This is a genomic window from Streptomyces sp. NPDC002580 (assembly GCF_042889485.1).
In the GTDB taxonomy this organism is placed as follows: Bacteria; Actinomycetota; Actinomycetes; order Streptomycetales; family Streptomycetaceae; genus Streptomyces.
Window position 1 is genome coordinate 1,107,507 of the sequence record NZ_JBIAQZ010000001.1, and the last position, 26,107, is coordinate 1,133,613.

Here is a 26,107-nt window from a genome sequence, read left to right on the forward strand (position 1 = left end):
GGAGCGTGGCCGGACCGACGACCGCCGAGCGCGGTGAACGGCAGAAGCTGGAGTCCGGCCCGCCCCGGCCGCCCCTGCTGGGGCGGCTCCGCCGCCCTCGCGGGCTCGTGGTCCTCCTGGCCGTCGCGGTGTTGGCCGGGGCCGCCGCGGTGTGGGTCCTCTACGGCTCCTCGTGGCTGCGCGTCGAGCGGGTGTCGGTGTCCGGGACGCGCGTACTGACGGCCGCGCAGGTGCGGGAGGCGGCCGATGTCCCGGTCGGATCCCCGCTGGTGTCCGTCGACACGGACGTGATCGCGGCGCGACTGCGCCGTGAACTGCCCCGGATCGACTCGGTCGAGGCCGTCCGGTCCTGGCCGGACGGAATCGGTCTCGAGGTGACCGAACGAACTCCGGTCCTGGTTGTCGAAAAGGGTGCGAACTTCATCGAAGTGGACGCCCACGGCGTACGGTTCGCCACCGTCCCGAAAGCCCCGAAAGGCGTGCCCGCACTGGAACTGGCGGTGTCGCGACCCGCCGTACTGCGCCGCTTCCCGGCCGACCGGCTGGTGCGCGAGGCGGTACGGATCGCCCGGGACATCCCGGACGCCGTCGCCCGCGACACCCGTACCGTCAAGGTCCGTTCCTACGACGACGTCTCACTGGAGTTGAGGGGCGGCCGGACCGTCGCGTGGGGCAGCGACGAGAAGGGCCGGGCGAAGGCCAGGACGCTCCTTGCTCTCATGAAAGCCGATCCCGGGGCCCGGCACTTCGACGTAAGTGCCCCCACGGCGCCCGCCTCATCGAGGAGTTGACCCGTATCGGCGCAGGCCAGCACCCTGGTTGGGCAGTGTCGCGCCTGATCACATAGGGTGAAAAGAAAAACGGGAGGTTCGGCGTGTTCGTTGAACGCGCGCCACTTGTCGACTTAGTGTCCTGTTCGGAAGAGTCCAAGGAACAGACACACTGGTAACCCTAAACTTCAGCGTTAGGGTTCGGGTCGGCGTTCGGACCGTCCCATTCGGCATCAGTCGTCGGATCGCGAACCTGCGAGGCGACGACACGTAACTCGAGGCGAGAGGCCTTCGACGTGGCAGCACCGCAGAACTACCTCGCAGTCATCAAAGTCATCGGTGTCGGCGGCGGTGGTGTCAATGCCATCAACCGGATGATCGAGGTCGGTCTCAAGGGCGTCGAGTTCATCGCCATCAACACCGACGCTCAGGCGCTGTTGATGAGCGACGCCGACGTCAAGCTCGACGTCGGCCGGGAACTCACGCGCGGCCTCGGGGCCGGAGCCAACCCGGCAGTCGGCCGCAAGGCCGCCGAGGATCACCGAGAGGAGATCGAGGAGGTCCTCAAGGGGGCCGACATGGTCTTCGTGACGGCCGGAGAGGGAGGCGGCACCGGCACCGGCGGCGCGCCCGTCGTGGCCAACATCGCCCGCTCGCTGGGCGCCCTCACCATCGGCGTGGTCACCCGCCCGTTCACCTTCGAGGGCCGGCGCCGCGCCAACCAGGCCGAGGACGGCATCGCGGAACTCCGCGAAGAGGTCGACACCCTCATCGTCATCCCGAACGACCGGCTGCTGTCCATCTCGGACCGCCAGGTCTCGGTCCTCGACGCCTTCAAGTCGGCGGACCAGGTCCTGCTCTCCGGTGTCCAGGGCATCACCGACCTCATCACCACGCCCGGTCTGATCAACCTCGACTTCGCCGACGTCAAGTCCGTGATGTCCGAGGCCGGTTCGGCGCTCATGGGCATCGGTTCGGCCCGCGGCGACGACCGCGCGGTGGCGGCGGCCGAGATGGCGATCTCCTCGCCGCTCCTCGAGGCCTCCATCGACGGCGCCCGAGGCGTCCTGCTCTCCATCTCCGGCGGTTCCGACCTCGGCCTGTTCGAGATCAACGAAGCCGCCCAGCTGGTCAGCGAGGCCGCGCACCCCGAGGCCAACATCATCTTCGGCGCGGTCATCGACGACGCCCTCGGCGACGAGGTGCGGGTCACCGTCATCGCCGCCGGGTTCGACGGCGGCCAGCCGCCGGCCAAGCGGGACAACGTCCTCGGTTCGGCCTCGGCCCGCCGCGAGGAGCCCGCTCCGGCGCGCCCCGCCGAGAGCCGTCCGTCCTTCGGTTCGCTCGGCAGCGTCACGCCGAAGGAGGCCGCCCCGGAGCCCGCTCCGGAACCGGTCAGCGAACTGCCGGTCTCCCCGCCGGTCCCGCCGTCCCGCTCCTACTCGGACAGCGCGGCCGAGGAACTGGACGTGCCGGACTTCCTGAAGTGATAGGACAGCGCTCCGAAACGAGCACCGCGGGCGGCGCCCACTTCGCCTTCACCGACAGGTGGGGCGGGGTGAGCGCCGTTCCGTACGAGGAGCTCAATCTCGGCGGAGCGGTCGGCGACGACCCCGACGCCGTCCGCGCGAACCGGGAACTGGCCGCCAAGTCGCTCGGGCTCGACCCGGCCCGGGTCGTCTGGATGAACCAGGTGCACGGGCCGGACGTGGCGGTCGTCGAGGGGCCGTGGGGCGCCTCGGAGCCCCCGTCCGTCGACGCCGTCGTCACGGTACGGCGGGGACTCGCGCTGGCCGTGCTCACCGCCGACTGCACGCCGGTCCTGCTGGCCGACCCCGTCGCCGGTGTGGTGGCCGCAGCCCACGCGGGCCGGCCCGGCATGGTCGCCGGGGTGGTGCCCGCGACCGTACGGGCCATGGTGGAGCTCGGCGCCGATCCGGCGAGGATCGTCGCCCGCACCGGGCCGGCGGTCTGCGGACGCTGCTACGAGGTGCCGGACGCGATGCGCGCCGAAGTGGCCGCCGTCGAGCCCGCCGCCCACGCCGAGACCAGGTGGGGGACGCCCGCGGTCGATGTGACCGCCGGGGTGCACGCGCAGTTGGAACGGCTCGGAGTGCGGGACCGGGAGCAGTCGCCGGTGTGCACGATCGAGTCGGGGGACCACTTCTCGTACCGACGGGACCGCACCACCGGGCGGCTCGCGGGCTATGTCTGGCTGGACTGATGGGGCATGACGGACCATAAGGCTCAAATCGCCGCAAATCTGGCGAATGTGGAACAGCGCATCGCGGCGGCCTGTGCGGCCGCCGGACGCAAGCGCGAAGAGGTGACCTTGATCGTGGTCACCAAGACCTATCCGGCGGGCGATGTGAGGATCCTGTCGGAACTCGGTGTGCGCCATGTCGCCGAGAACCGGGACCAGGACGCGGCGCCCAAGGCGGCGGAGTGTTCGGATCTGCCCCTGTCGTGGCACTTCGTCGGACAGTTGCAGACCAATAAGGTGCGCTCCGTCGTCGGTTACGCGGATGTCGTGCAGTCCGTCGACCGTTCCCGGCTCGTCACCGCCCTCTCGAAGGAGGCGGTGCGCGTGGAGCGCGAGGTGGGGTGCCTCGTCCAGGTCGCGCTGGACGCGCAGGAGGACGGCCGGGGTGAGCGGGGCGGTGTGGGGGTAGGCGGAATCGAGGAGTTGGCCGACCTCGTCGCGGGGGCCCCGGGTCTCAGGCTCGACGGACTGATGACCGTCGCCCCGCTCACGGGTGAGTACGCCGGGCGCCAACGGGACGCGTTCGAGCGGCTGATGGATTTGTCGACTGCCGTGCGCCGGGCTCATCCGGCTGCGAACATGGTCTCGGCAGGGATGAGCTCGGACCTCGAACAGGCTGTGGCGGCCGGGGCGACACATGTACGCGTCGGTACTGCGGTACTCGGAGTCCGACCCGGCCTCGGGTAACGTCGCCAAGAAGTCGGACCACAGCAGAAAATATGGTCATTTCCGCCAAAGGCGGGCATAACGACCTCGTGGATCGCGGGCACTTGGCAGTTCGTCAGCCGATCCACCACAGAGCGGAGGACTCAGAGCATGGCCGGCGCGATGCGCAAGATGGCGGTCTACCTCGGCCTCGTGGAGGACGATGGGTACGACGGCAGGGGATTCGACCCCGATGACGACTTCGAGCCCGAACTCGACCCTGAGCCCGAGCGGGACCGGCGACGGCACGAGCCGTCCCACCAGGCACATCAGACGCACCAGCCTCAACGGGACGAATCGGTGCGAGTGGTGCAGCCCTCCGCGCCGCGCGATCCCGTGCCGCATTCCGCTTCGCTCGCCGCGGAGTCCGGCCGTCCGGCGCGCATCGCCCCCGTGGCGTCCATCACACAAGAACGTCAAAGCATGGAGAAGAACGCCCCGGTGATCATGCCCAAGGTCGTGTCGGAACGAGAGCCGTACCGGATCACCACGCTGCACCCCCGCACCTACAATGAGGCCCGTACCATCGGGGAACACTTCCGTGAGGGCACTCCGGTGATCATGAACCTGACGGAGATGGATGACACCGACGCGAAGCGACTTGTCGACTTCGCGGCGGGTTTGGTGTTCGGTCTGCACGGCAGCATCGAGCGGGTGACGCAGAAGGTGTTCCTGTTGTCGCCTGCTAACGTCGATGTCACGGCGGAGGACAAGGCCCGCATCGCAGAGGGCGGGTTCTTCAACCAGAGCTGAGACGCAGGACCGGGAACACCGCATGGGAAACAGGGGAGAGGGACGCACGGATCATGAGCGTGGTCGGGCAGGTCTTCTACATCGCGCTGATGTGCTTCCTCATCGTGCTGATTTTCCGGTTGGTCATGGACTACGTCTTCCAGTTCGCCCGCTCATGGCAACCCGGCAAGCCGATGGTGGTCGTTCTGGAGGCCACCTACACTGTCACCGATCCACCGCTCAAGCTTCTGCGGCGGTTCATTCCGCCGCTGCGTCTCGGGGGCGTGGCGCTTGACCTGTCCTTCTTCGTGCTGATGATCATCGTCTACATCTTGATCACACTTTCGCAGAAGATGATGTGAGCGATGTGAGAGATGCGGTCTTGCCGAATGCCGACGACTACGTTGAGGTGAAGAGATGCCGTTGACCCCCGAGGACGTGCGGAACAAACAGTTCACGACCGTCCGCCTCCGAGAAGGCTATGACGAGGACGAGGTCGATGCCTTCCTCGACGAGGTCGAAGCCGAACTGACTCGCCTGCTGCGCGAGAACGAGGACCTGCGCGCCAAGCTGGCCGCTGCCACGCGCGCGGCCGCGCAGAACCAGCAGCAGCAGGGCATGCGCAAGCCGCCGGAGCAGGACCAGCAGGGCCCGCCGCAGGGTATGCGTGGGCCCGGCGCTCCCGTGCCCGCCGGCATATCGGGTCCGCCGCAGGGCATGGGTGGCCCCATGGGTGGTCCGCCCCAGCTGCCCAGCGGTGCTCCCGCGCTGCCCGCGGGCCCCAGTGGCCAGGGCGGCCCGCAGGGTCAGATGGGCCAGGGCGGTCCGATGGGTCAGGGTCCGATGGGCCAGGGCGGCCCGATGGGCCAGGGTCCGATGGGCCAGGGCGGCCCCATGGGCCAGGGTCCGATGGGCCAGGGCGGCCCCATGGGTCAGGGCCCGATGGGTCAGGGTCCGATGGGCCAGGGCCCCATGGGTCAGGGTCCGATGGGCCAGGGTCCCGGCGGTCAGATGCAGCAGATGCAGCAGATGGGCGGCCCGATGGGCGGTCCCATGGGTGGCCCGATGGGCGGTCCCATGGGTCACGGCCAGCAGATGCCCCAGCAGGGTCCCGGCGGCGACAGCGCCGCTCGTGTTCTCTCGCTGGCCCAGCAGACCGCTGACCAGGCGATCGCCGAGGCACGCTCCGAGGCCAACAAGATCGTGGGCGAGGCCCGGAGCCGCGCCGAGGGTCTGGAGCGCGACGCCCGTGCCAAGGCCGACGCCCTGGAGCGGGACGCGCAGGAGAAGCACCGCGTCGCGATGGGCTCCCTGGAGTCCGCCCGCGCCACGCTGGAGCGCAAGGTCGAGGACCTGCGCGGCTTCGAGCGCGAGTACCGCACGCGTCTGAAGTCCTACCTGGAGTCGCAGCTGCGCCAGCTGGAGACGCAGGCGGACGACTCGCTCGCCCCGCCGCGCACCCCGGCCGCCGCGTCCCTGCCGTCGTCCTCGGCGCCCTCCATGGCACCCGCGGGTGCCGGTGCGCCGTCCTACGGAAACCAGGGCATGGGCGGCCCGACGCAGGCGCCGCCGTCCTACGGCGGGCAGCAGCAGATGTCGCCCGCGATGACCCAGCCGATGGCTCCGGTGCGGCCCCAGGGCCCGTCGCCGATGCAGCAGGCGCCCTCGCCGATGCGCGGGTTCCTCATCGACGAGGACGACAACTGACGGCCGCTGGAACGCCTTAGGCGTCGGCAGCGTTCAGGGCGGGGCCCCCGGATTCCGGGGGCCCCGCCCTTTTGCGTCGTCCATGCGGGTCCGGCGCACGGCGGGTGGCGCGCCACCCGACGACGAAGGCCCGTGGCCACCAGGATCTCCTGGTGGCCACGGGCCTTCGGTGCGGGTTCCTGCTCCTCGTTACGCCTTGCGGAGGCGGAACACGAGGGACAGGCCCTCGTCGGTGAAGGGCTCCCTGTAGGTGCCGTCGGCCTCGCCCTGGGCGAAGTCGGTGGCGAGGACCTCGTCGGCGATGAGGGCCGCGTGCTCCGCCAGCGCCGAGACGACCGCCGGGTCGGTGGACGTCCAGCGGAGCGCGATGCGGTCGGCGACGTCGAGGCCGCTGTTCTTGCGGGCCTCCTGGATCAGCCGGATCGCGTCACGGGCGAGGCCCGCGCGGCGCAGCTCCTCGGTGATCTCCAGGTCGAGGGCGACCGTCGCGCCGGAGTCGGAGGCCACCGACCAGCCCTCGCGCGGGGTCTCTGTGATGATGACCTCGTCCGGGGCCAGGGTCACGGTCTCGCCGTCCACCTCGACCGACGCGGTGCCCTCGCGCAGGGCGAGGGACAGCGCTGCGGCGTCGGTCTCGGCAATGGCCTTCGCCACACTCTGGACGCCCTTGCCGAAGCGCTTGCCCAGCGCGCGGAAGTTCGCCTTCGCCGTCGTGTCGACCAGTGAGCCGCCGACCTCGGAGAGTGAGGCGAGCGAGCTCACATTCAGCTCCTCGGTGATCTGCGCGTACAGCTCGGGGTCGAGCGTCGCGAAGCCGGTCGCGGCGATCAGCGCGCGGGACAGCGGCTGACGGGTCTTGACGCCCGACTCCGCGCGCGTGGCCCGGCCGAGCTCGACGAGACGTCGTACGAGCACCATCTGCTTCGACAGCTCCGGGTCGATGGCCGAGAGGTCGGCCTCCGGCCAGGTCGACAGGTGCACGGACTCGGGGGCGTCCGGGGAGACCGGGACGACCAGGTCCTGCCAGACCCGCTCGGTGATGAACGGGGTCAGCGGGGCCATCAGCCGGGTGACCGTCTCCACGACCTCGTGCAGGGTGCGCAGCGCGGCCTTGTCGCCCTGCCAGAAGCGGCGGCGGGAGCGCCGGACGTACCAGTTGGACAGGTCGTCGACGAACGCCGACAGGAGCTTTCCGGCGCGCTGGGTGTCGTACGCCTCCAGAGCCTGCGTCACCTGGTCGGTGAGCGCGTGGAGTTCGGAGAGCAGCCAGCGGTCCAGGACCGGGCGCTCCGCCGGGGCCGGATCGGCCTCGCTCGGCGCCCAGTTGGTGGTGCGGGCGTACAGCGCCTGGAAGGCGACGGTGTTCCAGTAGGTGAGGAGCGTCTTGCGGACGACCTCCTGGATCGTGCCGTGGCCCACGCGCCGGGCCGACCACGGGGAACCGCCGGCCGCCATGAACCACCGCACCGCGTCGGCACCGTGCTGGTCCATCAGCGGGATCGGCTGGAGGATGTTGCCCAGGTGCTTGGACATCTTGCGGCCGTCCTCGGCGAGGATGTGGCCGAGGCACACGACGTTCTCGTACGAGGACTTGTCGAAGACCAGGGTGCCGACGGCCATCAGCGTGTAGAACCAGCCGCGGGTCTGGTCGATGGCCTCGGAGATGAACTGCGCCGGGTAGCGGCTCTCGAAGATCTCCTTGTTCTTGTACGGGTAGCCCCACTGCGCGAACGGCATCGAGCCCGAGTCGTACCAGGCGTCGATGACCTCGGGGACGCGGGTCGCCTTCAGGCCGCAGCCGTCCTGCGGGCACGCGAAGGTGACCGCGTCGATGTACGGGCGGTGCGGGTCGAGTTCGGACTGGTCGGTGCCGGTCAGCTCGGACAGTTCCGCGCGCGAGCCGACACAGGTGAGGTGGCCCTCCTCGCAGGTCCACAGCGGGAGCGGGGTGCCCCAGTAGCGGCTGCGCGAGAGCGCCCAGTCGATGTTGTTGTTCAGCCAGTCGCCGAAGCGGCCGTGCTTGACCGACTCGGGGAACCAGTTGGTCCCCTCGTTCTCCTCCAGGAGGCGGTCCTTGACGGCGGTCGTACGGATGTACCAGGACGGCTGCGCGTAGTACAGGAGCGCGGTGTGGCAGCGCCAGCAGTGCGGGTAACTGTGCTCGTACGGCACGTGCTTGAAGAGCAGGCCGCGTTCCTGGAGGTCCTCGGTGAGCTTTTCGTCCGCCTTCTTGAAGAAGACACCGCCCACCAGCGGGACGTCCTCCTGGAAGGTGCCGTCGGTGCGGACCGGGTTCACGACCGGGAGGCCGTACGCGCGGCAGACCTTGAGGTCGTCCTCGCCGAAGGCGGGGGACTGGTGGACCAGACCCGTACCGTCCTCGGTCGTCACGTACTCGGCGTTGACCACGAAATGGGCGGCCTCCGGGAACTCGACGAGCTCGAACGGACGTTGATACGTCCAGCGCTCCATCTCGGCACCCGTGAAGGACTCGCCGGTGGCCTCCCAGCCCTCGCCGAGCGACTTCTCGACGAGCGGCCGCGCGACGACGAGCTGCTCCTCGCCGTTCGTCACGACGACGTAGGTGACGTCCGGGTGGGCGGCGACCGCGGTGTTGGAGACCAGCGTCCACGGCGTGGTCGTCCACACCAGGAGCGAGGCCCGGCCGGCCAGCGGACCGGAGGTGAGAGGGAAACGGACGTACACGGAGGGGTCGACGATCGTCTCGTAGCCCTGGGCCAGCTCGTGGTCCGACAGGCCCGTCTCGTCGCGTGGGCACCAGGGCGCCACGCGGTAGTCCTGGACCAGCAGGCCCTTGTCGAAGATCTGCTTGAGCGACCACCACACGGACTCGATGTACTCGGGGTCCATGGTCCGGTAGGCGTCGTCGAGGTCGACCCAGTAGCCCATGCGGTTCGTCAGCTCGGTGAACGCGTCGGTGTGGCGGGTCACGGACTCGCGGCACCGGTCGTTGAACTCGGCGATGCCGAACGCCTCGATGTCCTGCTTGCCGGTGAAGCCGAGCTCCTTCTCGACCGCCAGCTCCACCGGGAGGCCGTGGCAGTCCCAGCCGGCCTTGCGGGCCACGTGATAGCCGCGCATGGTGCGAAAGCGCGGGAAGACGTCCTTGAAGACGCGCGCCTCGATGTGGTGGGCGCCCGGCATGCCATTGGCGGTGGGCGGGCCCTCGTAGAACACCCACTCCGGGCGGCCCTCGGACTGCTCGAGGCTCTTGGCGAAGATCTTCTGCTCGTCCCAGAAGTCGAGCACGGCGTGCTCGAGGGCGGGCAGGTCGACCTGGGCGGGTACCTGGCGGTACGACGGCGCTGTCATCGGCGAGCTTCCTCCAACGGACTTTCTGCCTTCCGTCGGAGGGACGAGAGCCTCGTTGCTACGGACGCCATGTGCGGCGCGCTCCCGCGGTACCACCCTCCTTGGCCCCCCGATGCGCCGTTCGCATCAGTGAGCCCCCTCATTGGGGTCGCGATACCGGGTCTACTGGCCCCAGAGGGGTGTTCTGCCGGCGGCTCCGGGGTGATCTTCGCGTCGCGCTCGCCCCCGGGCTTCCACCGTCCCCGGGTCGCTCCTGGCCGCGTACGCCGCTACTCGTCCCCATCCACGCTTCTCGCTCCGCCCAGTGTACGGCGGCACGGGGACGCCGGCCGACCGGTTTTCCCGGGCTCCGGCGCGGCCCGCGCGGTGACCCGAATGGCGAGGGGCGCGCGTCCGGATCCCGGGACGCCCGGCCCGGCGGATTACCCGGCGGGGAGTTGGGCACAACGCATGCAGACCGGCCGCGCGGGGCCGGCGCGGCGGGCGAATCGTGGGCGTGCCCCGTTGCCGCGGGTCAGAAGTCGATTTATCGTCCCAGCACGATTCGCGAGCGAGATCACAATATGTGAAGGGGCCGCGGCCATGGTGGCGAAGAAGACCGCCGTACAGCAGTCGGTGTCCGGCAGATCCACGAGCGCGGCGGCCAAGGACGTGGGTGGGAAGAAGAACGCGCAGGCAGCCCCCGCGACGGGCGAGGCCAAGCCGGTGAGGACGGCGTCCAGGACCGCGGCGCCGGCCGGGAAGTCACCGCCGGCCAAGGCGGCGGACAAGAAGGCGGCGCAGGGGACCGCCGACGGGACCTCGGCCGGCTCGAAGGCCGCGAAGGCCCTGAGGGCCGAGGACACCGCCTCGGAGGACGCCCCGGCGGAGGGCACCGCTTCGGAGGCGGAGTCCTCGAAGACGGCCGCGGCGAGAACGACGTCCGAGAGCACCCCGTCCGCGAAATCCGCGGCCACGAGGACGGCGGCCACGAAGGCGGCTGCCAAGAAGACCACCGCCAAGAAGGCCACCGCCGGGAAGTCGGCGACGGCCAGGAAGGCGGCGTCCGGGAGGTCGGCGTCGGGGAAGAGCACCGGCGCGGCCAAGAAGGCGGCCGCCTCCGCGGCCCAGGGAGCGGCCGAGGCCGCGAAGACGACGGGAGCCACGACGGTGGTTGCGAAGAAGACTCCTGGCACGGCCACGGCCGCGAAGAAGGCCACCGCGGTCCCCAAGGCGAGGCTCGCGGCGCTGGAGCCGGGTGAGCTCGCCGTGCGCCCGGGAGAGGCCCCCTGGACCCCGGAAGAGGTCGGGGAGGCGCGGGCCGAACTCCAGTCCGAGGCGTTGCGGCTGCGCGCCGAGATCTCGTCGTCCGAGGAGGCCCTCGCGGGCCTGATGCGGGACTCCGGCGACGGGGCCGGCGACGACGAGGCGGACACCGGCACGAAGAACATCACGCGCGAGCACGAGATGGCGCTCAACTCCAACGCGCGCGAGATGCTGGAGCAGACCGAGCGCGCCCTGGACGGCCTGGGAACGGGCACCTACGGGCTCTGCGAGAACTGCGGAGACCCCATCGGCAAGGCACGTATGCAGGCCTTCCCCCGCGCCACCCTGTGCGTCGAGTGCAAGCAGAAGCAGGAACGCAGGCACTGAGCCGAGGGCGGCGGGCGGGAGCGCGGACACCGGGGGCGGGCGCGGGGCGGGAGCGGCGCCGCCCCGCGGTGCCGGAGCGCTCCTGAGCACCGGGGCCCGGGAGGGCGTGCCGTACCCTCGTCCTCAGTCAGGAACCTAGGTCGAGGGACTCACTCACGTGGCAGAGGCGGAGCGCATCATCGGTACGCCGGACATCCCGGGGGCGGCGGGGGCCGAACCGGAGCAGTCCGACGGGAACGCGGCGGTGCCGGGCGACCGGTCCGGCGCCGACGGGCCGGACCGGGCCGAGCGGCCCAGGGGCAGGCGCAGGATCGCCGTGCTCTTCACGGTGGCCGTGCTGGCGTACGCCCTCGATCTCGTCAGCAAGATGATCGTGGTGGCGAAGCTGGAGCACCACGACTCGATCGAGATCGTCGGGGACTGGCTGAAGTTCGAGGCGATCCGCAACGCGGGCGCCGCCTTCGGATTCGGCGAGGCGTTCACGATCATCTTCACGGTGATCGCGGCTGCTGTGATCGTCGTCATCGCCCGGCTCGCCCGCAAGCTCTACAGCGTGCCGTGGGCCATCGCCCTGGGCCTGCTGCTGGGTGGCGCGCTCGGCAACCTCACCGACCGGATCTTCCGCTCGCCCGGCGTCTTCGAGGGCGCGGTCGTGGACTTCATCGCGCCCAAGCACTTCGCCGTCTTCAACCTCGCCGACTCGGCGATCGTCTGCGGCGGCATCCTGATCGTGCTGCTGTCCTTCCGGGGCCTCGACCCGGACGGCACGATCCACAAGGACTGAGGACGGCCCTCGGGGCCGTAGCGCGGGTCGCCCCACGGGCGGCCAGGACCCGTGCGGGAGCCCGCCGGGAGGCCCTCCACGGGCACGGGCGTTCGGGCGGTGGTCCGGCGGTGTCCGAGCCGTCCGGCATACTCGACGGGTGAGCACCGTTCCCGAGATCCGCACCCTGCCCGTACCCGACGGCCTGGAGGGCGAGCGCGTCGACGCCGCCATCTCCCGCATGTTGGGCTTCTCCCGCACCAAGGCCGCAGAGCTCGCCGCGGCGGGGAAGGTCACGGTCGACGGCTCGGTGGTCGGCAAGTCCGAGCGCGTGCACGGCGGCGCCTGGCTCGAGGTCGAGATGCCGCAGGCCCCCGCGCCCGTGCAGATCGTCGCCGAGCCCGTCGAGGGCATGGAGATCGTGTACGACGACGACGACGTGCTCGTGATCGTCAAGCCCGTCGGCGTGGCCGCGCACCCCAGCCCCGGCTGGTCCGGCCCGACCGTCATCGGCGGTCTCGCGGCCGCCGGCTACCGGATCTCGACCTCCGGCGCCGCCGAGCGCCAGGGCATCGTGCACCGCCTCGACGTGGGCACCTCGGGTCTGATGGCGGTCGCCAAGTCCGAGCACGCGTACACCTCGCTCAAGCGCCAGTTCAAGGAGCGCACGGTCGACAAGCGCTACCACGCGCTCGTGCAGGGCCACCCGGACCCGACCAGCGGCACCATCGACGCGCCCATCGGACGCCACCCGAACCACGACTACAAGTGGGCGGTCACGGCCGAGGGCAAGCCCTCCGTCACGCACTACGACCTGATCGAGGCGTTCCGCGCCGCCTCCCTGCTCGACATCAAGCTGGAGACCGGGCGCACCCACCAGATCCGCGTCCACATGGCCGCCCACCGCCACCCCTGCGTCGGTGACCTGACCTACGGTGCCGACCCCACGCTCTCCAAGCGCCTCGGTCTCACCCGTCAGTGGCTGCACGCCGTGCGGCTCGGTTTCGAGCACCCCGCGGACGGGCGCTGGGTTGAACTGGCGAGCGACTACCCCGAGGACCTCCAGCGGGCGCTCGACAAGGTCCGTGAGGAGAGCAACGCGTGAGCGGCGGCCCGGGCGACGGGGCGGCGAACACCTCCCCGGTGGCGCGGGACGTCGCCTACGAGGTCCGGATCGCGGAGGACACCGCGGACCGTGAGGCCTGCTTCTCGGTGCGCAAGGACGTCTTCGTCGCCGAGCAGGGTGTCCCGGAGGACATCGAGTACGACGCGTACGACCCCGGTGCCCTGCACGTGCTCGCCGTCCGCGAGGACGGCGTGCCGCTCGGCACCGGACGCCTCCTGGAGGGCGAGGCGGCCGCGGCGAAGGTCGGCGGGGATCCGGCCGTGGGCTCGCTCGGGCGGCTCGCCGTGACGCGCGCGGCCCGCGGGCTCGGCGTCGGCGCCGCGCTCGTCCGCGCCATCGAGGACGCGGCACGCACACGTGGTCTGGCCGCCGTGGACCTGCACGCGCAGACCCACGCGCTGGGGTTCTACGAACGGCTCGGATACGTGCCGTACGGGCCGGAGTTCCCGGACGCCGGAATGCCGCACCGCGCGATGCGCAAGGCCCTGTGAGCGGGGATCGTCACAGCGGCGTGGCACGCTTGAGGTCTGGATCGCCCTGATCGTCTAGACCCCGCCGGAGCGCTGACCGTGGATCAGTTGGCCCTGCTGTTCGTGTTGTTGCTCGGGGCCGTGATCAGTGTCCCGGTGGGAGAGCGGTTCGGGCTTCCCGCACCGGTCCTGATGACCTTGCTCGGCATGGTGCTGGCCGTGCTGCGGTTCGTCCCCAACGTGGACATCCCACCGGATCTGATCCTGCCCGCGCTGCTGCCGCCGCTGCTCTACGCGGCGGTACGGCGCACCTCGTGGAGACAGTTCACCGCCAACAAACGGCCGATCTTCCTGCTCGCGGTGGCCCTGGTGTTCGTCACCACCCTGGCCGTGGCGGCCGTCGCGAGTTCGATCGTGCCCGGCCTGCCGCTCGCGGCCGCCCTGGCGCTCGGCGCGCTGGTGGCACCCCCCGACCCGGTCGCGGCGACCGCCGTCGCCGGACAGCTCGGGCTGCCGCGCCGGCTGGTCTCGATCCTGGAGGGGGAGGGGCTCTTCAACGACGTGACGGCCATCGTGCTGTACCACGTCGCGATCGCCGCCGCCGTCAGCGGGAGCTTCTCGCCCTGGCGGGCCGGACTCGACCTCGTGCTCTCCGCCGTCGTCGCCCTCGTCGTCGGCGTCGCCCTCGGCTGGGCCGCGAACAAGCTGATGACGATGCTCGGCGACACCACGCTCCAGATCGGGCTGACCCTGCTCGTGCCGTACGCCGCGTACGTGATGGCCGAGGAACTGCACGGCTCGGGGGTGCTCGCCGTGCTCGTCGCCGCCCTGTTCCTCGCGGAGTACGCCACCGACGCCGACGACGTGATGACCCGTCTCGCCGGGTCGACCGTCTGGGACGTGGTGGACACCCTCGTGACCGGTGTCGCCTTCGGGCTCATCGGACTGGAACTCCACAACGCGATCCGTACGGCGGAGGGGCGGTGGGGCGAGATGCTCGGCTGGGCCGCCACGATCGTGGTCGTGGTCGTGTTCGTACGCCTGGCGTGGCTGCTGCCCGCGACCTGGCTGACCAAGCGGCTGCACGCCAAGCGGGACTACGACGAGGAGATCCCGACGTCGTGGCGGGAGACCGTGGTCATGTGGTGGGCCGGGATGCGCGGGGTCGCCTCGGTGGCCCTGGCGCTCGCGATCCCGCTGGAGATGGACGACGGGTCGCCGTTCCCGGACCGGGACGAGATCGTGTTCATCGCCTTCGGAGTGATCATGGCGACCCTGGTGCTCCAGGGACTCACCCTGCCGTGGCTGGTCAGACGGCTCGGGGTACGGGCCGACGAGGACGTCGAGAAGGCCTTCGAGAAGGAGCTGGCGGTGCGGGCCGCGAAGGCCGCGAAGCGGCGCCTGCGGGAGATCGAGGACGTGGAGGAGCTGCCGGAGGAGCTCTCCGAGCAGTTGCTGCGCCGGGCCTTCGAGATCGGGGTGAGGATCAGCCCCGACATGGGGGACGAGGAGCGGCGCGAGGCGCACGAGCAGCGGGTGCGACGGCTCCGGCGGATGCGGCGGATCCAGGCGGAGATGATGAGCGCGGCCCGGCACGAGGTGCTGGCCGCGCGGAGCGAGCCCGGGGCCGATCCGGAGATCGTGGACCGGGTCCTCAGACACCTCGACGTACGCAGCCTGCGCTGATCCCCCGTCCGGACCGTCTCGCCCCGGTCGTCCCGCCTCGGCCGTCCCGCCCGGTCCCGACGGCCTCGGGTGACTCGCGCGGCTCGGGGTGTTCCGTGAGGCGGGGCCGCCGGGGCCTGGGGAGGGTGGGGGCCAGCGAGCGCAGGAGGCCGGGGCAGCCGGGGATCAGCCCCGGCCGGGGCCCGTCCGGGGCGGTTCGTGGAGGTGGTGGCGGTGGTGCGCGTGGGCCGCCACCCCGTCCGCGCCGTCCGGGTCCGCCTGCCCCGGGAGCCGTGTCCGTCCGGGAGGCAGGACGGCCTCGGCGGTGTTGACGCGGGGGAGCGCGTAGGGGTGCCGCTCCGTCAGCCAGCGGATCAGCTGCTCGCGGACCGTGACCCGTACCGTCCAGATGTCGTCCGCGTCCTTCGCCGTGACCAGGGCGCGCACCTGCATGGTGTTCGGTGTGGAGTCGGTGACGGCGAGGCCGTAGTCGCGGCCGTCCCAGGCGGGGCACTCGCGCAGGATGTCGCGCAGTTTCTCGCGCATCGCCTCCACCGGAGCGGAGTGGTCGACGTGCAGGAAGACGATGCCGGTCATCTGGGGGGTGCCGCGCGACCAGTTCTCGAACGGCTTGGACGTGAAGTACGAGACCGGCATGGTGATCCGGCGCTCGTCCCACGTCCGTACGGTCAGGAACGTCAGGGTGATCTCCTCGACCGTGCCCCACTCGCCGTCGACCACCACGGTGTCGCCGAGCCGCACCATGTCGCCGAAGGCGATCTGCAGTCCGGCGAAGAGGTTCGCGAGCGTCGACTGGGCGGCGACACCGGCGACGATGCCGAGGATTCCGGCCGAGGCCAGCAGTGACGCGCCGGCCGCGCGCATCGCCGGGAAGGTGAGCAGCATCGCGGCGATCGCGACCACCCCGACGACCGCGGTGACCACCCGCTGGATCAGCGTGACCTGGGTACGGACCCGGCGGACCCGTGCCGGATCGCGGTGGGCGTTCGCATAGCGGCTGTACGAGGTCTCGACGACCGCCGTCGCGATGCTCACCACGAGCCACGCGGCGGCCCCGATGAGGATCAGGGTCAGGGTCCGGCCGATGCCGGTCCGGTGTTCCACCAGCAGCTCCGCCTGGTCGTACGAGCCTCTGAGCAGAGCCGCGAACAGGACCAGCTGGAAGGGGACGCGGCCGCGGCGGAGCAGTCCCCACAGGGAGGTCTCCGTGTGCCGGTCGGCGGCCCGCCGCAACAGGCGGTCCACGAACCACTCGATGAGCAGCGTGAGCACGACCGAGCCGCCGACGACGATCACCGGACGCAGTACGTTCTCCATGCCTGAGAACGTAACCGGCCATGGGCGGTCATGAACATGTGTTCTCCGGAGCGAACTGGGTATCCCTGGCGCCCTGCACGGGGTGGGGTCGCGGCCCGGCGCTGTCGGTGCCGGCTGGCACCATGGGATCCATGAACATCATGCTCTTTCACTCGACCTACGGTCTCCGGCCGGCGGTGCGCGCGGCCGCGGACCGGCTGCGGTCCGCGGGACACGAGGTGTGGACGCCCGACCTCTTCGAGGGGCGCACCTTCGAGACCGTCGAGGAGGGCATGGCCTTCAACGACGAGATCGGCAAGGACGAGCTGCTCAAGAGGGCGGTCCTGGCGGCGGCGCCCTATTCCGAGCGCGGTCTGGTCTACGCGGGATTCTCCCTCGGCGCCTCGGTCGCGCAGACCCTGGCCCTCGGCGACGAGAAGGCCGTCGGCCTGCTCCTGCTGCACGGTACGTCGGACATCGCCGAGAGCGCGTCGGTGGACGAACTGCCGGTCCAGCTGCACGTCGCCGAGCCCGACCCGTTCGAGACGGACGACTGGCTGAGCGCCTGGTACCTCCAGATGCGCAGAACCGGGGCCGAGGTGGAGATCTACCGGTACGGGGGCGCGGGGCACGTCTACACGGACCCCGACCTGCCCGACTACGACGCGGAGGCGGCCGAGGCCACCTGGAAGGTGGCACTCGGCTTCCTCGACAGTCTTCAGCCGTAGCCCGTAGCCCGTAGCCCGTGGTCAGGGTCCTGGGGGCTCGTGGCTACACCGGGTCGTAGGTCCGCTCGACCTTCTGGGTGCCGCTGCGGGTGCGGTACGAACGCGCCCAGGACGACGTCGCGTTCGCGTCCGCGCGGTCGGACAGGACGTAGTAGTCCATCTGCGCGCGGCCGGCGGTGATGTCCAGGACGCCGTAGCCGTGCCGGTCCGTGTCGACCCAGTGGACATGGCGGTTGGCCGCGCGGATGACCGGGGCGGCGACGGCCGATACGACGCCCTCGGGAACCTTGACGATGTCGTCGAGGTTGTCGGAGGTCATCGAGGTGACCACGAACTCCGTGGCGGCGGACGCGGACAACGGGTACGTCCCGGCGTCCACCGGCACGTCGTTGGCCCAGGCCATGTGGATGTCACCGGTCAGGAACACCGTGTTGCCGATGGCGTTGGAGCGCAGGTGCGCCAGCAGTTCGCGGCGGTCGTCGGTGTAGCCGTCCCACTGGTCGGTGTTGAGGGCGATGCCCTCCTGCGGCAGGCCGAGCAGTTTGGCGAGCGGCTTGAGCAGGTCGGCGGAGAGGGAGCCCACCGCGAACGGCGAGATCATCACCGAGTTGCCGACCAGACGCCAGGTGGTGTCCGAGGACGCGAGCCCGGACTTGAGCCAGTCGAGCTGGGCGCGGCCGGTGAGCGTACGGTCCGGGTCGTCGACCGAGCCGCTGGCCGTGGACGCCTGCTGCGACCTGAAGGAGCGCAGGTCGAGCAGCGAGAGGTCGGCGAGCCTGCCGAAGCGCAGCCTGCGGTACGTGGTGCCGGCGATCGCCGGGCGGACCGGCATCCACTCGAAGTAGGCCTGCTTCGCGGCGGTCTGACGGTCCGGCCAGGCGCCCTCGGCACCCTCGGTGTGGTTGACCGCGCCGCCCGACCAGGAGTTGTCGGCGAACTCGTGGTCGTCCCAGATCGCGACGACCGGCGCCTTGTGGTGCAGGGCCTGGAGGTCGGGGTCGGTCTTGTAACGGCCGTGCCGGGTGCGGTAGTCGGCCAGGGTGAGGATCTCGTTCGCGGGGGCGTGCGGCCGGACGACCGTGCCGCGGGTGCCGTACTCGCCGGACTTGTACTCGTAGATGTAGTCGCCGAGGTGCAGCCAGGCGTCCAGGTCGTTCCGCGCGGCGAGGTGGCGGTACGCGGAGAAGTAGCCGGCCTCCCAGTTGGCGCAGGAGACCACGCCGAAGCGCAGGCCGGCCACGGAGGCGTCGGCGGCCGGGGTGGTGCGGGTGCGGGCGACGGGCGAGTCGGTACCGCCGGCGGAGAAGCGGAACCAGTAGTCGGTGGCCGGCTGGAGGCCGCGGATGTCGGCCTTGACGGTGTGGTCGGAGGCGGCCGTCGCGACGGTGGAGCCCTTGGCGACGATCGTGGTGAACGCCTTGTCCCTGGCGACGGTCCAGCTCACCTCGGTGTCCGGGCCGAGCCCGGAGCCCGGTATCGCCCGGGAGTCGGGGGTCACCCGGGTCCACAGCAGAATGCCGTCGGGCAGCGGGTCGCCGGAGGCGACGCCGTGCAGGAAGGCGGGGGCCTCGGCGGCGCGGGCGGGCAGGGCGGCCGTCAGCGGACCGGCGAGGGCGACGGTGGCGGCCGCGGCCTTGACGACCGTACGGCGGCGGGGGGCACGGGAGTTGAGGGTTCCCGTGGAATCGGTTGATCTCTGTCGACTGGTCACGGGCGATGAGGTTACCGAGCAGTACAAGCCAAGAGCGGGCGAACTGGAAAAGTTCGCCCGCTCTTCGGCTTTTCGCCGCTCGGGTCACTCGGACCACTCGGGTCGCTCAGGTCCCTCGACCGTCGCGCCGGACGGCCGGGAGAGCGCCCGCGACGCCGGTCAGGCCTTGACGGCCGCGTCGATCGCCGTGGTGAAGTCGGCGACCGTCATCGTCACGTTGCCGTCCGGGCCGGTGAGCTTCTTGCCGTCCATCACCAGGCTCGGCGTGCCGGTGACCTCGTCCTTGTTGTCGTCGAAGGTCTTCGACATGGCCATGGCCCAGGCGTCGTAGGTGCCCTTCTTGACCGCGTCCTGGAACTTCGCGTTGCTCTTCAGGGCGGAGACGGTGTTCGCGACCTTGATCAGGTAGGCGTCGTCCTTGAACGTGTCCTTCGTCTCCTCCGGGTGCCACTTCGCCGAGTACAGGGCGGTCTTGTACTCGAGGAAGGCCTCCGGGCTGACGTTCAGCGCGGCGCCGAGGGCGCTGAGCGCGTTCTTGGAGCCCTCGCCGCTGCCGTTGTTGTCGATGAACGTGGCGCCGATGTACTGGATCTTGAACTTGCCGGCGTCGAGGTCCTTCTTGACGGTCGGGCCGACGGTCTGCTCGAACTGGGCGCAGACCGGGCAGCGCGGGTCCTCGTAGAGCTTCAGGGTCTTCTTGGCGGTGTCCTTGCCGATGACGACCGTGGTGCCCTTCGTGCCCGTGGTGTTCGCCGGGGCGACGACCTTGGCGTCCTTCATGCCCTCCCAGTAGGTGGGCTTGTTGTTCTGCACGACGGCGTAGCCGATGCCGCCCGCTATCGCGAGGACCGCGACGAGGGAACCGGCCACGATCGCCTGGCGCCTGATCTTGTCGCGCTTGGCCTGCCGCTCGCGCTCGACGCGCAGCCTCTCGCGCGCCGCCGTCTTCGACGACTGGCTGTTCCGCTTGCTCATGGTGGTGATCTCCATCAGGGACGCGCACGTGGTCGTACGCGGAATACGTATGGGGGACTGTCGGTGCTCAGCGCTGGGCCCAGGACCGTGTCCGAGCGCGGTGTCCGCGCCCGGTCGCCCGCGGCTCCTGGGTCCTCGCCCGGGAGCCGGTCCGGGAGCGGCGGCTCAGGCCGTAACGGCCGGGCGGGGCGGTCCGCGTCGTCCCAGGGAGTGCACGAACAGGTGGGTGCGGGCGGCGGCCGACCGGCGCGCGGTGCGCGGCAGCGGACGGGCCGGGGCGAGCCGCACCGTCACCGAGGCGACCGCGAGCAGCAGCGGCCGGAAGGTCGAGGCGGCCACGGCGCGCAGCAGCTGGTCCAGGGCGCGCTCCCCGCGGCGCAGCCAGAAGGCGGCGAGCAGGCCGACGGCGACGTGCGCGCCGAGCAGCAGCCAGGCGGCGCCCGGACCGGCGTGCGCGAGCAGGGCGGCCGCGCGGTCGGGCGTGCCGCCGGTCACCCGGGACAGCGGGGTGCCCACACCGCCGCCGCACAGCACGTCGAGGCCGACCGAGTGCAGCGGGCCCGCGACCGGGCCGCCGGCCCGGCCGTAACAGACCTGCTGGCCCGTGGTGAACACGGTGTCGGCGGCCAGTTCCAGCGGGATCAGCAGGGCCGCGATCCGGCCGAAGCCCCGCTCGCGGCCCGCCAGCGCGAAGGCGAGGGCGAAGACGGCGGCGGCGATCGCGGCCACCGTGGAGAGCGGCAGGGGCACCCGGGACAGCAGCACGTGCGACGCGGCGGAGAGGGTCACGACGACAGCCGTGAACACCGCCGCGCGAACGGCTCTGAGCTGGGTCCCGGATATGTCCATGGCGGAGGCGAGTCTCCCACGCGCTCCCGTAAGCGTCCCCTAAAGGGTTCCTGTGCGGTACGGGAGCGTCGTGAGGAGCGTGGTCGCGCGGGGCCCTACAGACCCGGGATACGGCCGTTGCGGAACAGGTCCACGAAGATCTGGTGGTCGCCGCGCGCTCGGGTGCCGTACTCGTGCGCGAAGTCCACCAGGAGGTCGGCGAAGCCGTCCTCGTCGGCCGCGATGGCCGCGTCGATGGCCCGCTCGGTGGAGAACGGCACGAGCTCCGAGTGGCCGCTCTCGTCGTCCGCCGCCGCGTGCATGGTGGCGGTGGACCGGCCGAGGTCCGCGACGACCGAGGCGATCTCCTCGGGGTCGTCGATGTCTCCCCAGTCCAGGTCCACCGCGTACGGCGAGACCTCGGCGACCAGCTGGCCGGCGCCGTCCAGCTCGGTCCAGCCGAGCCACGGGTCGGCGTGCGCCTGGAGGGCGCGCTGCGAGATCACCGTGCGGTGGCCCTCGTGCTGGAAGTACCCGCGGATCGCGGAGTCCGTGACGTGCCGGGAGACGGCCGGGGTCTGGGCCTGCTTGATGTAGATCACGACATCGTTCTCCAGGGCGTCGCTGTTGCCCTCCAGAAGGATGTTGTACGACGGCAGACCGGCCGAGCCGATGCCGATGCCGCGGCGCCCCACGACGTCCTTCACGCGGTACGAGTCCGGGCGGCTCAGCGAGGACTCCGGGAGTGTCTCCAGGTAGCCGTCGAAGGCCGCGAGGACCTTGTACCGGGTGGCGGCGTCCAGCTCGATGGAGCCGCCGCCCGGCGCGAAGCGGCGCTCGAAGTCGCGGATCTCGGTCATCGAGTCGAGGAGCCCGAAGCGGGTCAGCGAGCGGGCGTCGCGCAGCGCGTCCAGGAGCGGGCCCTCGGCGGTCTCCAGGGTGAAGGGCGGCACCTCGTCGCTCTTGGCGCCGGTGGCCAGGGCGCGGATGCGCTCGCGGTAGGCGGCCGCGTACACCCGCACCAGCTCGGTGATCTGCTCGTCGCTGAGCGCCTTCGCGTAGCCGATGAGGGCCACGGAGGCGGCGAAGCGCTTGAGGTCCCAGGTGAAGGGGCCGACGTAGGCCTCGTCGAAGTCGTTCACGTTGAAGATCAGGCGGCCCTGGGCGTCCATGTACGTGCCGAAGTTCTCGGCGTGCAGGTCGCCGTGGATCCACACGCGCGAGGTGCGCTCGTCCAGGTACGGGCCGCCCCGCCTCTCCTGGGCGAGGTCGTGGTAGAAGAGCGCCGCGGTGCCGCGGTAGAACGCGAAGGCGGAGGCCGCCATCTTGCGGAACTTCACACGGAACGCGGCCGGGTCGGCGGCCAGGAGCTCGCCGAAGGCGGTGTCGAAGACGGCGAGGATCTGCTCGCCGCGTTGCTCGGCGCTGAGCTGCGGGACCGACATCGCTGGGTGCCTCCTGGTGCAGGTGGTGCGTGACATGAACGGGACGGGCGCGCCGCCCCGGGACTTAGGGGTCCGTCCACTTCCAACGGACGAAGATACGCGGGAGTGCCCGGGTTCCGGCGGCGGACGTCGCCCCGGGACCCTGCCCCCACACGAAGGTACGGGTGATCCTCCGCCGAGTGTCAGTCCCTCGTCATAGACTTCGACGCTGACCCCCCAGACTGTCCGCAGCCTGTCACCGATGGTTCTTCCTGGAGGCCGAAACCGTGTCGAAGCCGCCGTTCACGCACCTGCACGTCCACACCCAGTACTCGATGCTGGACGGTGCCGCGCGGCTCAAGGACATGTTCGACGCGTGCAACGAGATGGGCATGTCCCACATCGCGATGAGCGACCACGGCAACCTCCACGGGGCCTACGACTTCTTCCACACGGCGAAGAAGGCGGGGGTCACCCCGATCATCGGCATCGAGGCGTACGTCGCCCCGGAGTCCCGTCGCAACAAGCGCAAGATCCGCTGGGGACAGCCGCACCAGAAGCGCGACGACGTGTCCGGTTCGGGCGGCTACACGCACAAGACGATCTGGGCGGCGAACCGGACGGGCCTGCACAACCTCTTCAAGCTCTCCTCGGACGCCTACGCCGAGGGCTGGCTCCAGAAGTGGCCCCGGATGGACAAGGAGACCATCTCCCAGTGGTCGGAGGGGCTCATCGCCTCCACCGGCTGCCCCTCCGGCGAGCTCCAGACCCGGCTGCGCCTCGGCCAGTTCGACGAAGCCGTGAAGGCGGCCTCGGAGTACCAGGACATCTTCGGCAAGGACCGGTACTTCCTGGAGCTGATGGACCACGGCATCGACATCGAGCGCCGGGTCCGCGAGGACCTGCTCCGGGTCGGCAAGAAGCTCGGCATCCCGCCCCTGGTGACGAACGACTCGCACTACACGTACGCGCACGAGGCGACGGCCCACGACGCCCTGCTGTGCATCCAGACCGGCAAGAACCTCTCCGACCCGGACCGCTTCCGCTTCGACGGCACCGGCTACTACCTGAAGTCGACGGACGAGATGTACGCGGTCGACTCCTCGGACGCCTGGCAGGAGGGCTGCGCCAACACCCTCCTGGTGGCCGAGCAGATCGACACGACCGGCATGTTCGAGGCGAAGAACCTCATGCCGAAGTTCGACATCCCCGACGGCTTCACCGAGGTCACCTGGTTCAAGGAGGAAGTCCGGCTCGGCATGGAGCGCCGCTTCCCCGGCGGCGTCCCCGAAGACCGCCAGAAGCAGGTCGAGTACGAGATGGACGTCATCATCCAGATGGGGTTCCCGGGGTACTTCCTCGTCGTCGCCGACTTCATCATGTGGGCCAAGAACCAGGGCATCGCGGTGGGCCCGGGCCGCGGCTCGGCGGCCGGCTCGATCGTCGCGTACGCCATGGGCATCACCGACCTCGACCCGATCCCGCACGGTCTGATCTTCGAGCGGTTCCTCAACCCCGAGCGCGTCTCCATGCCCGACGTCGACATCGACTTCGACGAGCGTCGGCGCGTCGAGGTGATCAGGTACGTGACCGAGAAGTACGGCGCCGACAAGGTCGCCATGATCGGCACGTACGGCAAGATCAAGGCGAAGAACGCCATCAAGGACTCCGCGCGCGTACTGGGCTACCCGTACGCGATGGGCGACCGGCTCACCAAGGCGATGCCCGCCGACGTCCTCGGCAAGGGCATCGACCTGAACGGCATCACCGATCCCAAGCACCCCCGCTACGGCGAGGCGGGCGAGATCCGCGGGATGTACGAGAACGAGCCGGACGTGAAGAAGGTCATCGACACCGCCAAGGGCGTCGAGGGCCTGGTCCGGCAGATGGGCGTCCACGCCGCGGGCGTGATCATGTCCAGCGAGCCCATCGTCGACCACGCTCCCATCTGGGTGCGGCACACCGACGGCGTGACCATCACCCAGTGGGACTACCCCCAGTGCGAGTCGCTGGGCCTGCTGAAGATGGACTTCCTGGGCCTGCGCAACCTCACGATCATGGACGACGCCATCAAGATGGTGAAGGCCAACAAGGGCGTCGACCTGGAGATGCTCGCCCTCCCGCTGGACGACCCCAAGACCTTCGAACTCCTCTGCCGCGGTGAAACCCTCGGCGTCTTCCAGTTCGACGGCGGGCCGATGCGCTCGCTGCTCCGCCAGATGCAGCCCGACAACTTCGAGGACATCTCCGCCGTCTCGGCCCTCTACCGGCCGGGCCCGATGGGCATGAACTCGCACATCAACTACGCGGAGCGCAAGAACAAGCGCCAGGAGATCACGCCGATCCACCCCGAGCTGGAGAAGCCGCTCGAAGAGGTGCTGGCCGTCACCTACGGCCTGATCGTCTACCAGGAGCAGGTCCAGAAGGCCGCCCAGATCATCGCCGGGTACTCGCTCGGCGAGGCCGACATCCTGCGCCGCGTGATGGGCAAGAAGAAGCCCGAGGAACTGGCGAAGAACTTCACCATCTTCCAGGCCGGAGCCAAGAAGAACGGGTACAGCGACGAGGCGATCAAGGCCCTGTGGGACGTCCTGGTCCCCTTCGCCGGCTACGCCTTCAACAAGGCCCACTCCGCCGCGTACGGACTGGTCTCGTACTGGACCGGCTACCTGAAGGCGAACTACCCGGCCGAGTACATGGCCGCGCTGCTCACCTCGGTCAAGGACGACAAGGACAAGTCGGCCGTCTACCTGAACGAGTGCCGGCGCATGGGCATCAAGGTGCTGCCGCCGAACGTGAACGAGTCCGAGCAGAACTTCGCCGCCCAGGGCGACGACGTGATCCTCTTCGGCCTCTCGGCCGTCCGCAACGTCGGTACGAACGTCGTGGAGTCGATCATCCGCAGCCGCAAGGCCAAGGGGAAGTACGCCTCGTTCCCCGACTACCTCGACAAGGTCGAGGCGGTCGCCTGCAACAAGCGCACGACGGAATCGCTGATCAAGGCGGGCGCCTTCGACACGATGGGGCACACCCGCAAGGGCCTCACCGCGCACTTCGAGCCGATGATCGACAACGTGGTGGCGGTCAAGCGCAAGGAGGCCGAGGGCCAGTTCGACCTCTTCGGGGGCATGGGGGACGAGGACACCAGCGAGCCCGGCTTCGGACTCGACGTGGAGTTCACCACCGACGAGTGGGACAAGGTCTACCTGCTCGCCCAGGAGCGCGAGATGCTCGGCCTGTACGTCTCCGACCACCCGCTCTTCGGACTGGAGCACGTCCTGTCCGACAAGGCGGACGCGGGCATCTCCCAGCTCACCGGCGGCGAGCACGCGGACGGCGCGGTCGTGACCATCGGCGGCATCATCTCGGGCCTGCAGCGCAAGATGACCAAGCAGGGCAACGCCTGGGCGATCGCCACCGTGGAGGACCTCGCGGGCTCCATCGAGTGCATGTTCTTCCCGGCGACGTACCAGCTGGTGTCGACCCAGCTCGTCGAGGACGCGGTCGTCTTCGTCAAGGGGCGCCTCGACAAGCGCGAGGACGTGCCGCGGCTGGTCGCGATGGAGCTCCAGGTCCCGGACCTGTCGAACGCGGGCACCAACGCGCCCGTGATCCTCACCATCCCGGCCCTGAAGGTCACCCCGCCCATGGTCAGCCGGCTCGGCGAGATCCTCAGCCACCACAAGGGCGAGAGCGAGGTCCGCATCCGGCTCCAGGGCCCGAGCCGGACCACCGTGCTGCGGCTCGACCGGCACCGGGTGAAGCCGGACCCGGCGCTCTTCGGCGACCTGAAGGTGCTGCTCGGCCCGTCCTGCCTGGCCGGCTGACACCCGCAGCAGCCGCACACCCGCAGTACCCGCAGCACCGGCACGGCCCCGCGAAGGCCGGGCGACGGCACACAGCACCGAGGGGCGCATCCGGTACCGGATGCGCCCCTCGGTTTTCTCAAGGGCTCAAC

General features: G+C 70.3%; 20 protein-coding genes. 14 read left to right on the plus strand and 6 right to left on the minus strand.

The genetic code is table 11. The features are described from left to right. Positions 1-5: 5 nt before the first annotated feature. From ACFYW7_RS04755 to ACFYW7_RS04785, 7 genes are all read left to right on the plus strand, one after another. Positions 6-791 (plus strand): cell division protein FtsQ/DivIB, encoded by a 786-nt coding sequence (locus tag ACFYW7_RS04755; protein WP_389497812.1) that lies wholly within the window; start codon positions 6-8, stop codon positions 789-791. A 275-nt stretch (positions 792-1,066) separates the two neighbouring features. Further along, a complete protein-coding gene (ftsZ, locus tag ACFYW7_RS04760; RefSeq protein ID WP_389497814.1) occupies positions 1,067-2,260 on the plus strand; it encodes a cell division protein FtsZ in 1,194 nt (397 codons plus the stop codon). Next, positions 2,257-2,994, plus strand: a complete 738-nt coding sequence (gene pgeF / locus ACFYW7_RS04765) for a peptidoglycan editing factor PgeF (RefSeq protein WP_389497816.1) — start codon at positions 2,257-2,259, stop codon at positions 2,992-2,994. Before ftsZ ends, pgeF begins: the two co-directional genes overlap by 4 nt. Before the next feature lie 6 nt (positions 2,995-3,000). Further along, positions 3,001-3,720 carry a YggS family pyridoxal phosphate-dependent enzyme gene (locus tag ACFYW7_RS04770; RefSeq protein WP_389497818.1) on the plus strand — a complete coding sequence of 240 codons (720 nt, stop codon included), beginning with the start codon at positions 3,001-3,003 and terminating at the stop codon, positions 3,718-3,720. 129 nt (positions 3,721-3,849) lie between these two features. Beyond that, positions 3,850-4,491: a cell division protein SepF gene (locus ACFYW7_RS04775; RefSeq protein WP_389497820.1), complete on the plus strand. Its 642-nt coding sequence runs from the start codon at positions 3,850-3,852 to the stop codon at positions 4,489-4,491. Positions 4,492-4,544: 53 nt separating this feature from the next. Next, positions 4,545-4,832, plus strand: coding sequence for a YggT family protein (locus tag ACFYW7_RS04780; RefSeq protein ID WP_389497822.1), 288 nt, complete (start codon positions 4,545-4,547; stop codon positions 4,830-4,832). A 55-nt stretch (positions 4,833-4,887) separates the two neighbouring features. After that, complete coding sequence (locus ACFYW7_RS04785) at positions 4,888-6,177, plus strand: DivIVA domain-containing protein (RefSeq protein ID WP_389497824.1); 1,290 nt, start codon at positions 4,888-4,890, stop codon at positions 6,175-6,177. A 189-nt stretch (positions 6,178-6,366) separates the two neighbouring features. Here the strand turns inward: ACFYW7_RS04785 and ileS are convergent, their stop codons facing one another. After that, a complete protein-coding gene (gene ileS / locus ACFYW7_RS04790; RefSeq protein ID WP_389497826.1) occupies positions 6,367-9,510 on the minus strand; it encodes an isoleucine--tRNA ligase in 3,144 nt (1,047 codons plus the stop codon). Positions 9,511-10,092: 582 nt separating this feature from the next. Between ileS and ACFYW7_RS04795 the strand changes: the two genes are divergently transcribed. The 5 genes from ACFYW7_RS04795 (at position 10,093) to ACFYW7_RS04815 (ending at position 15,187) form a co-directional block, all read left to right on the plus strand. Then, positions 10,093-11,142: a TraR/DksA family transcriptional regulator gene (locus ACFYW7_RS04795; protein WP_389497828.1), complete on the plus strand. Its 1,050-nt coding sequence runs from the start codon at positions 10,093-10,095 to the stop codon at positions 11,140-11,142. A gap of 157 nt (positions 11,143-11,299) precedes the next feature. Then, complete coding sequence (gene lspA / locus ACFYW7_RS04800) at positions 11,300-11,926, plus strand: signal peptidase II (RefSeq protein WP_389497830.1); 627 nt, start codon at positions 11,300-11,302, stop codon at positions 11,924-11,926. A 139-nt stretch (positions 11,927-12,065) separates the two neighbouring features. Then, positions 12,066-13,010: an RluA family pseudouridine synthase gene (locus ACFYW7_RS04805; RefSeq protein WP_389497832.1), complete on the plus strand. Its 945-nt coding sequence runs from the start codon at positions 12,066-12,068 to the stop codon at positions 13,008-13,010. Positions 13,011-13,048: 38 nt separating this feature from the next. Beyond that, complete coding sequence (locus ACFYW7_RS04810) at positions 13,049-13,522, plus strand: GNAT family N-acetyltransferase (RefSeq protein WP_389498582.1); 474 nt, start codon at positions 13,049-13,051, stop codon at positions 13,520-13,522. Positions 13,523-13,600: 78 nt separating this feature from the next. Further along, complete coding sequence (locus tag ACFYW7_RS04815; RefSeq protein WP_389497834.1) at positions 13,601-15,187, plus strand: Na+/H+ antiporter; 1,587 nt, start codon at positions 13,601-13,603, stop codon at positions 15,185-15,187. Between the two features lie 165 nt (positions 15,188-15,352). Here ACFYW7_RS04815 and ACFYW7_RS04820 read toward each other — a convergent pair whose 3' ends face one another. Next, positions 15,353-16,504 carry a mechanosensitive ion channel family protein gene (locus ACFYW7_RS04820; RefSeq protein ID WP_389497836.1) on the minus strand — a complete coding sequence of 384 codons (1,152 nt, stop codon included), beginning with the start codon at positions 16,502-16,504 and terminating at the stop codon, positions 15,353-15,355. A gap of 131 nt (positions 16,505-16,635) precedes the next feature. Here ACFYW7_RS04820 and ACFYW7_RS04825 point away from each other — a divergent pair, with 131 nt between their 5' ends. After that, a complete protein-coding gene (locus ACFYW7_RS04825) occupies positions 16,636-17,211 on the plus strand; it encodes a dienelactone hydrolase family protein (protein ID WP_389497838.1) in 576 nt (191 codons plus the stop codon). 43 nt (positions 17,212-17,254) lie between these two features. Here the strand turns inward: ACFYW7_RS04825 and ACFYW7_RS04830 are convergent, their stop codons facing one another. From ACFYW7_RS04830 to ACFYW7_RS04845, 4 genes are all read right to left on the minus strand, one after another. After that, on the minus strand, positions 17,255-18,922 hold the full coding sequence (locus ACFYW7_RS04830) for an alkaline phosphatase D family protein (protein WP_389497840.1): 1,668 nt from the start codon (positions 18,920-18,922) through the stop codon (positions 17,255-17,257). Positions 18,923-19,081: 159 nt separating this feature from the next. Beyond that, a complete protein-coding gene (locus tag ACFYW7_RS04835) occupies positions 19,082-19,897 on the minus strand; it encodes a thioredoxin domain-containing protein (RefSeq protein ID WP_389497842.1) in 816 nt (271 codons plus the stop codon). 165 nt (positions 19,898-20,062) lie between these two features. Beyond that, positions 20,063-20,746 (minus strand): hypothetical protein, encoded by a 684-nt coding sequence (locus tag ACFYW7_RS04840; RefSeq protein ID WP_389497844.1) that lies wholly within the window; start codon positions 20,744-20,746, stop codon positions 20,063-20,065. Between the two features lie 95 nt (positions 20,747-20,841). Continuing rightward, a complete protein-coding gene (locus ACFYW7_RS04845; protein ID WP_389497846.1) occupies positions 20,842-22,170 on the minus strand; it encodes a DUF2252 domain-containing protein in 1,329 nt (442 codons plus the stop codon). A 266-nt stretch (positions 22,171-22,436) separates the two neighbouring features. On the opposite strand from ACFYW7_RS04845, the gene dnaE reads away from it, so the two are divergent. Then, positions 22,437-25,976, plus strand: a complete 3,540-nt coding sequence (gene dnaE, locus ACFYW7_RS04850; protein ID WP_389497848.1) for a DNA polymerase III subunit alpha — start codon at positions 22,437-22,439, stop codon at positions 25,974-25,976. Positions 25,977-26,107: the final 131 nt, after the last annotated feature.

Coding starts and splice junctions, on each gene's coding strand:
- ileS (WP_389497826.1), bottom strand. CDS start 9,510: ATGACAGCGCCGTCGTACCGCCAGGTACCCGCCCAGGTCGACCTGCCC.
- ACFYW7_RS04840 (WP_389497844.1), bottom strand. CDS start 20,746: ATGGACATATCCGGGACCCAGCTCAGAGCCGTTCGCGCGGCGGTGTTC.
- ACFYW7_RS04845 (WP_389497846.1), bottom strand. CDS start 22,170: ATGTCGGTCCCGCAGCTCAGCGCCGAGCAACGCGGCGAGCAGATCCTC.
- ACFYW7_RS04795 (WP_389497828.1), top strand. CDS start 10,093: ATGGTGGCGAAGAAGACCGCCGTACAGCAGTCGGTGTCCGGCAGATCC.
- ACFYW7_RS04775 (WP_389497820.1), top strand. CDS start 3,850: ATGGCCGGCGCGATGCGCAAGATGGCGGTCTACCTCGGCCTCGTGGAG.
- ACFYW7_RS04820 (WP_389497836.1), bottom strand. CDS start 16,504: ATGGAGAACGTACTGCGTCCGGTGATCGTCGTCGGCGGCTCGGTCGTG.
- ACFYW7_RS04825 (WP_389497838.1), top strand. CDS start 16,636: ATGAACATCATGCTCTTTCACTCGACCTACGGTCTCCGGCCGGCGGTG.
- ACFYW7_RS04770 (WP_389497818.1), top strand. CDS start 3,001: ATGACGGACCATAAGGCTCAAATCGCCGCAAATCTGGCGAATGTGGAA.
- ACFYW7_RS04785 (WP_389497824.1), top strand. CDS start 4,888: ATGCCGTTGACCCCCGAGGACGTGCGGAACAAACAGTTCACGACCGTC.
- ACFYW7_RS04835 (WP_389497842.1), bottom strand. CDS start 19,897: ATGAGCAAGCGGAACAGCCAGTCGTCGAAGACGGCGGCGCGCGAGAGG.
- ACFYW7_RS04780 (WP_389497822.1), top strand. CDS start 4,545: ATGAGCGTGGTCGGGCAGGTCTTCTACATCGCGCTGATGTGCTTCCTC.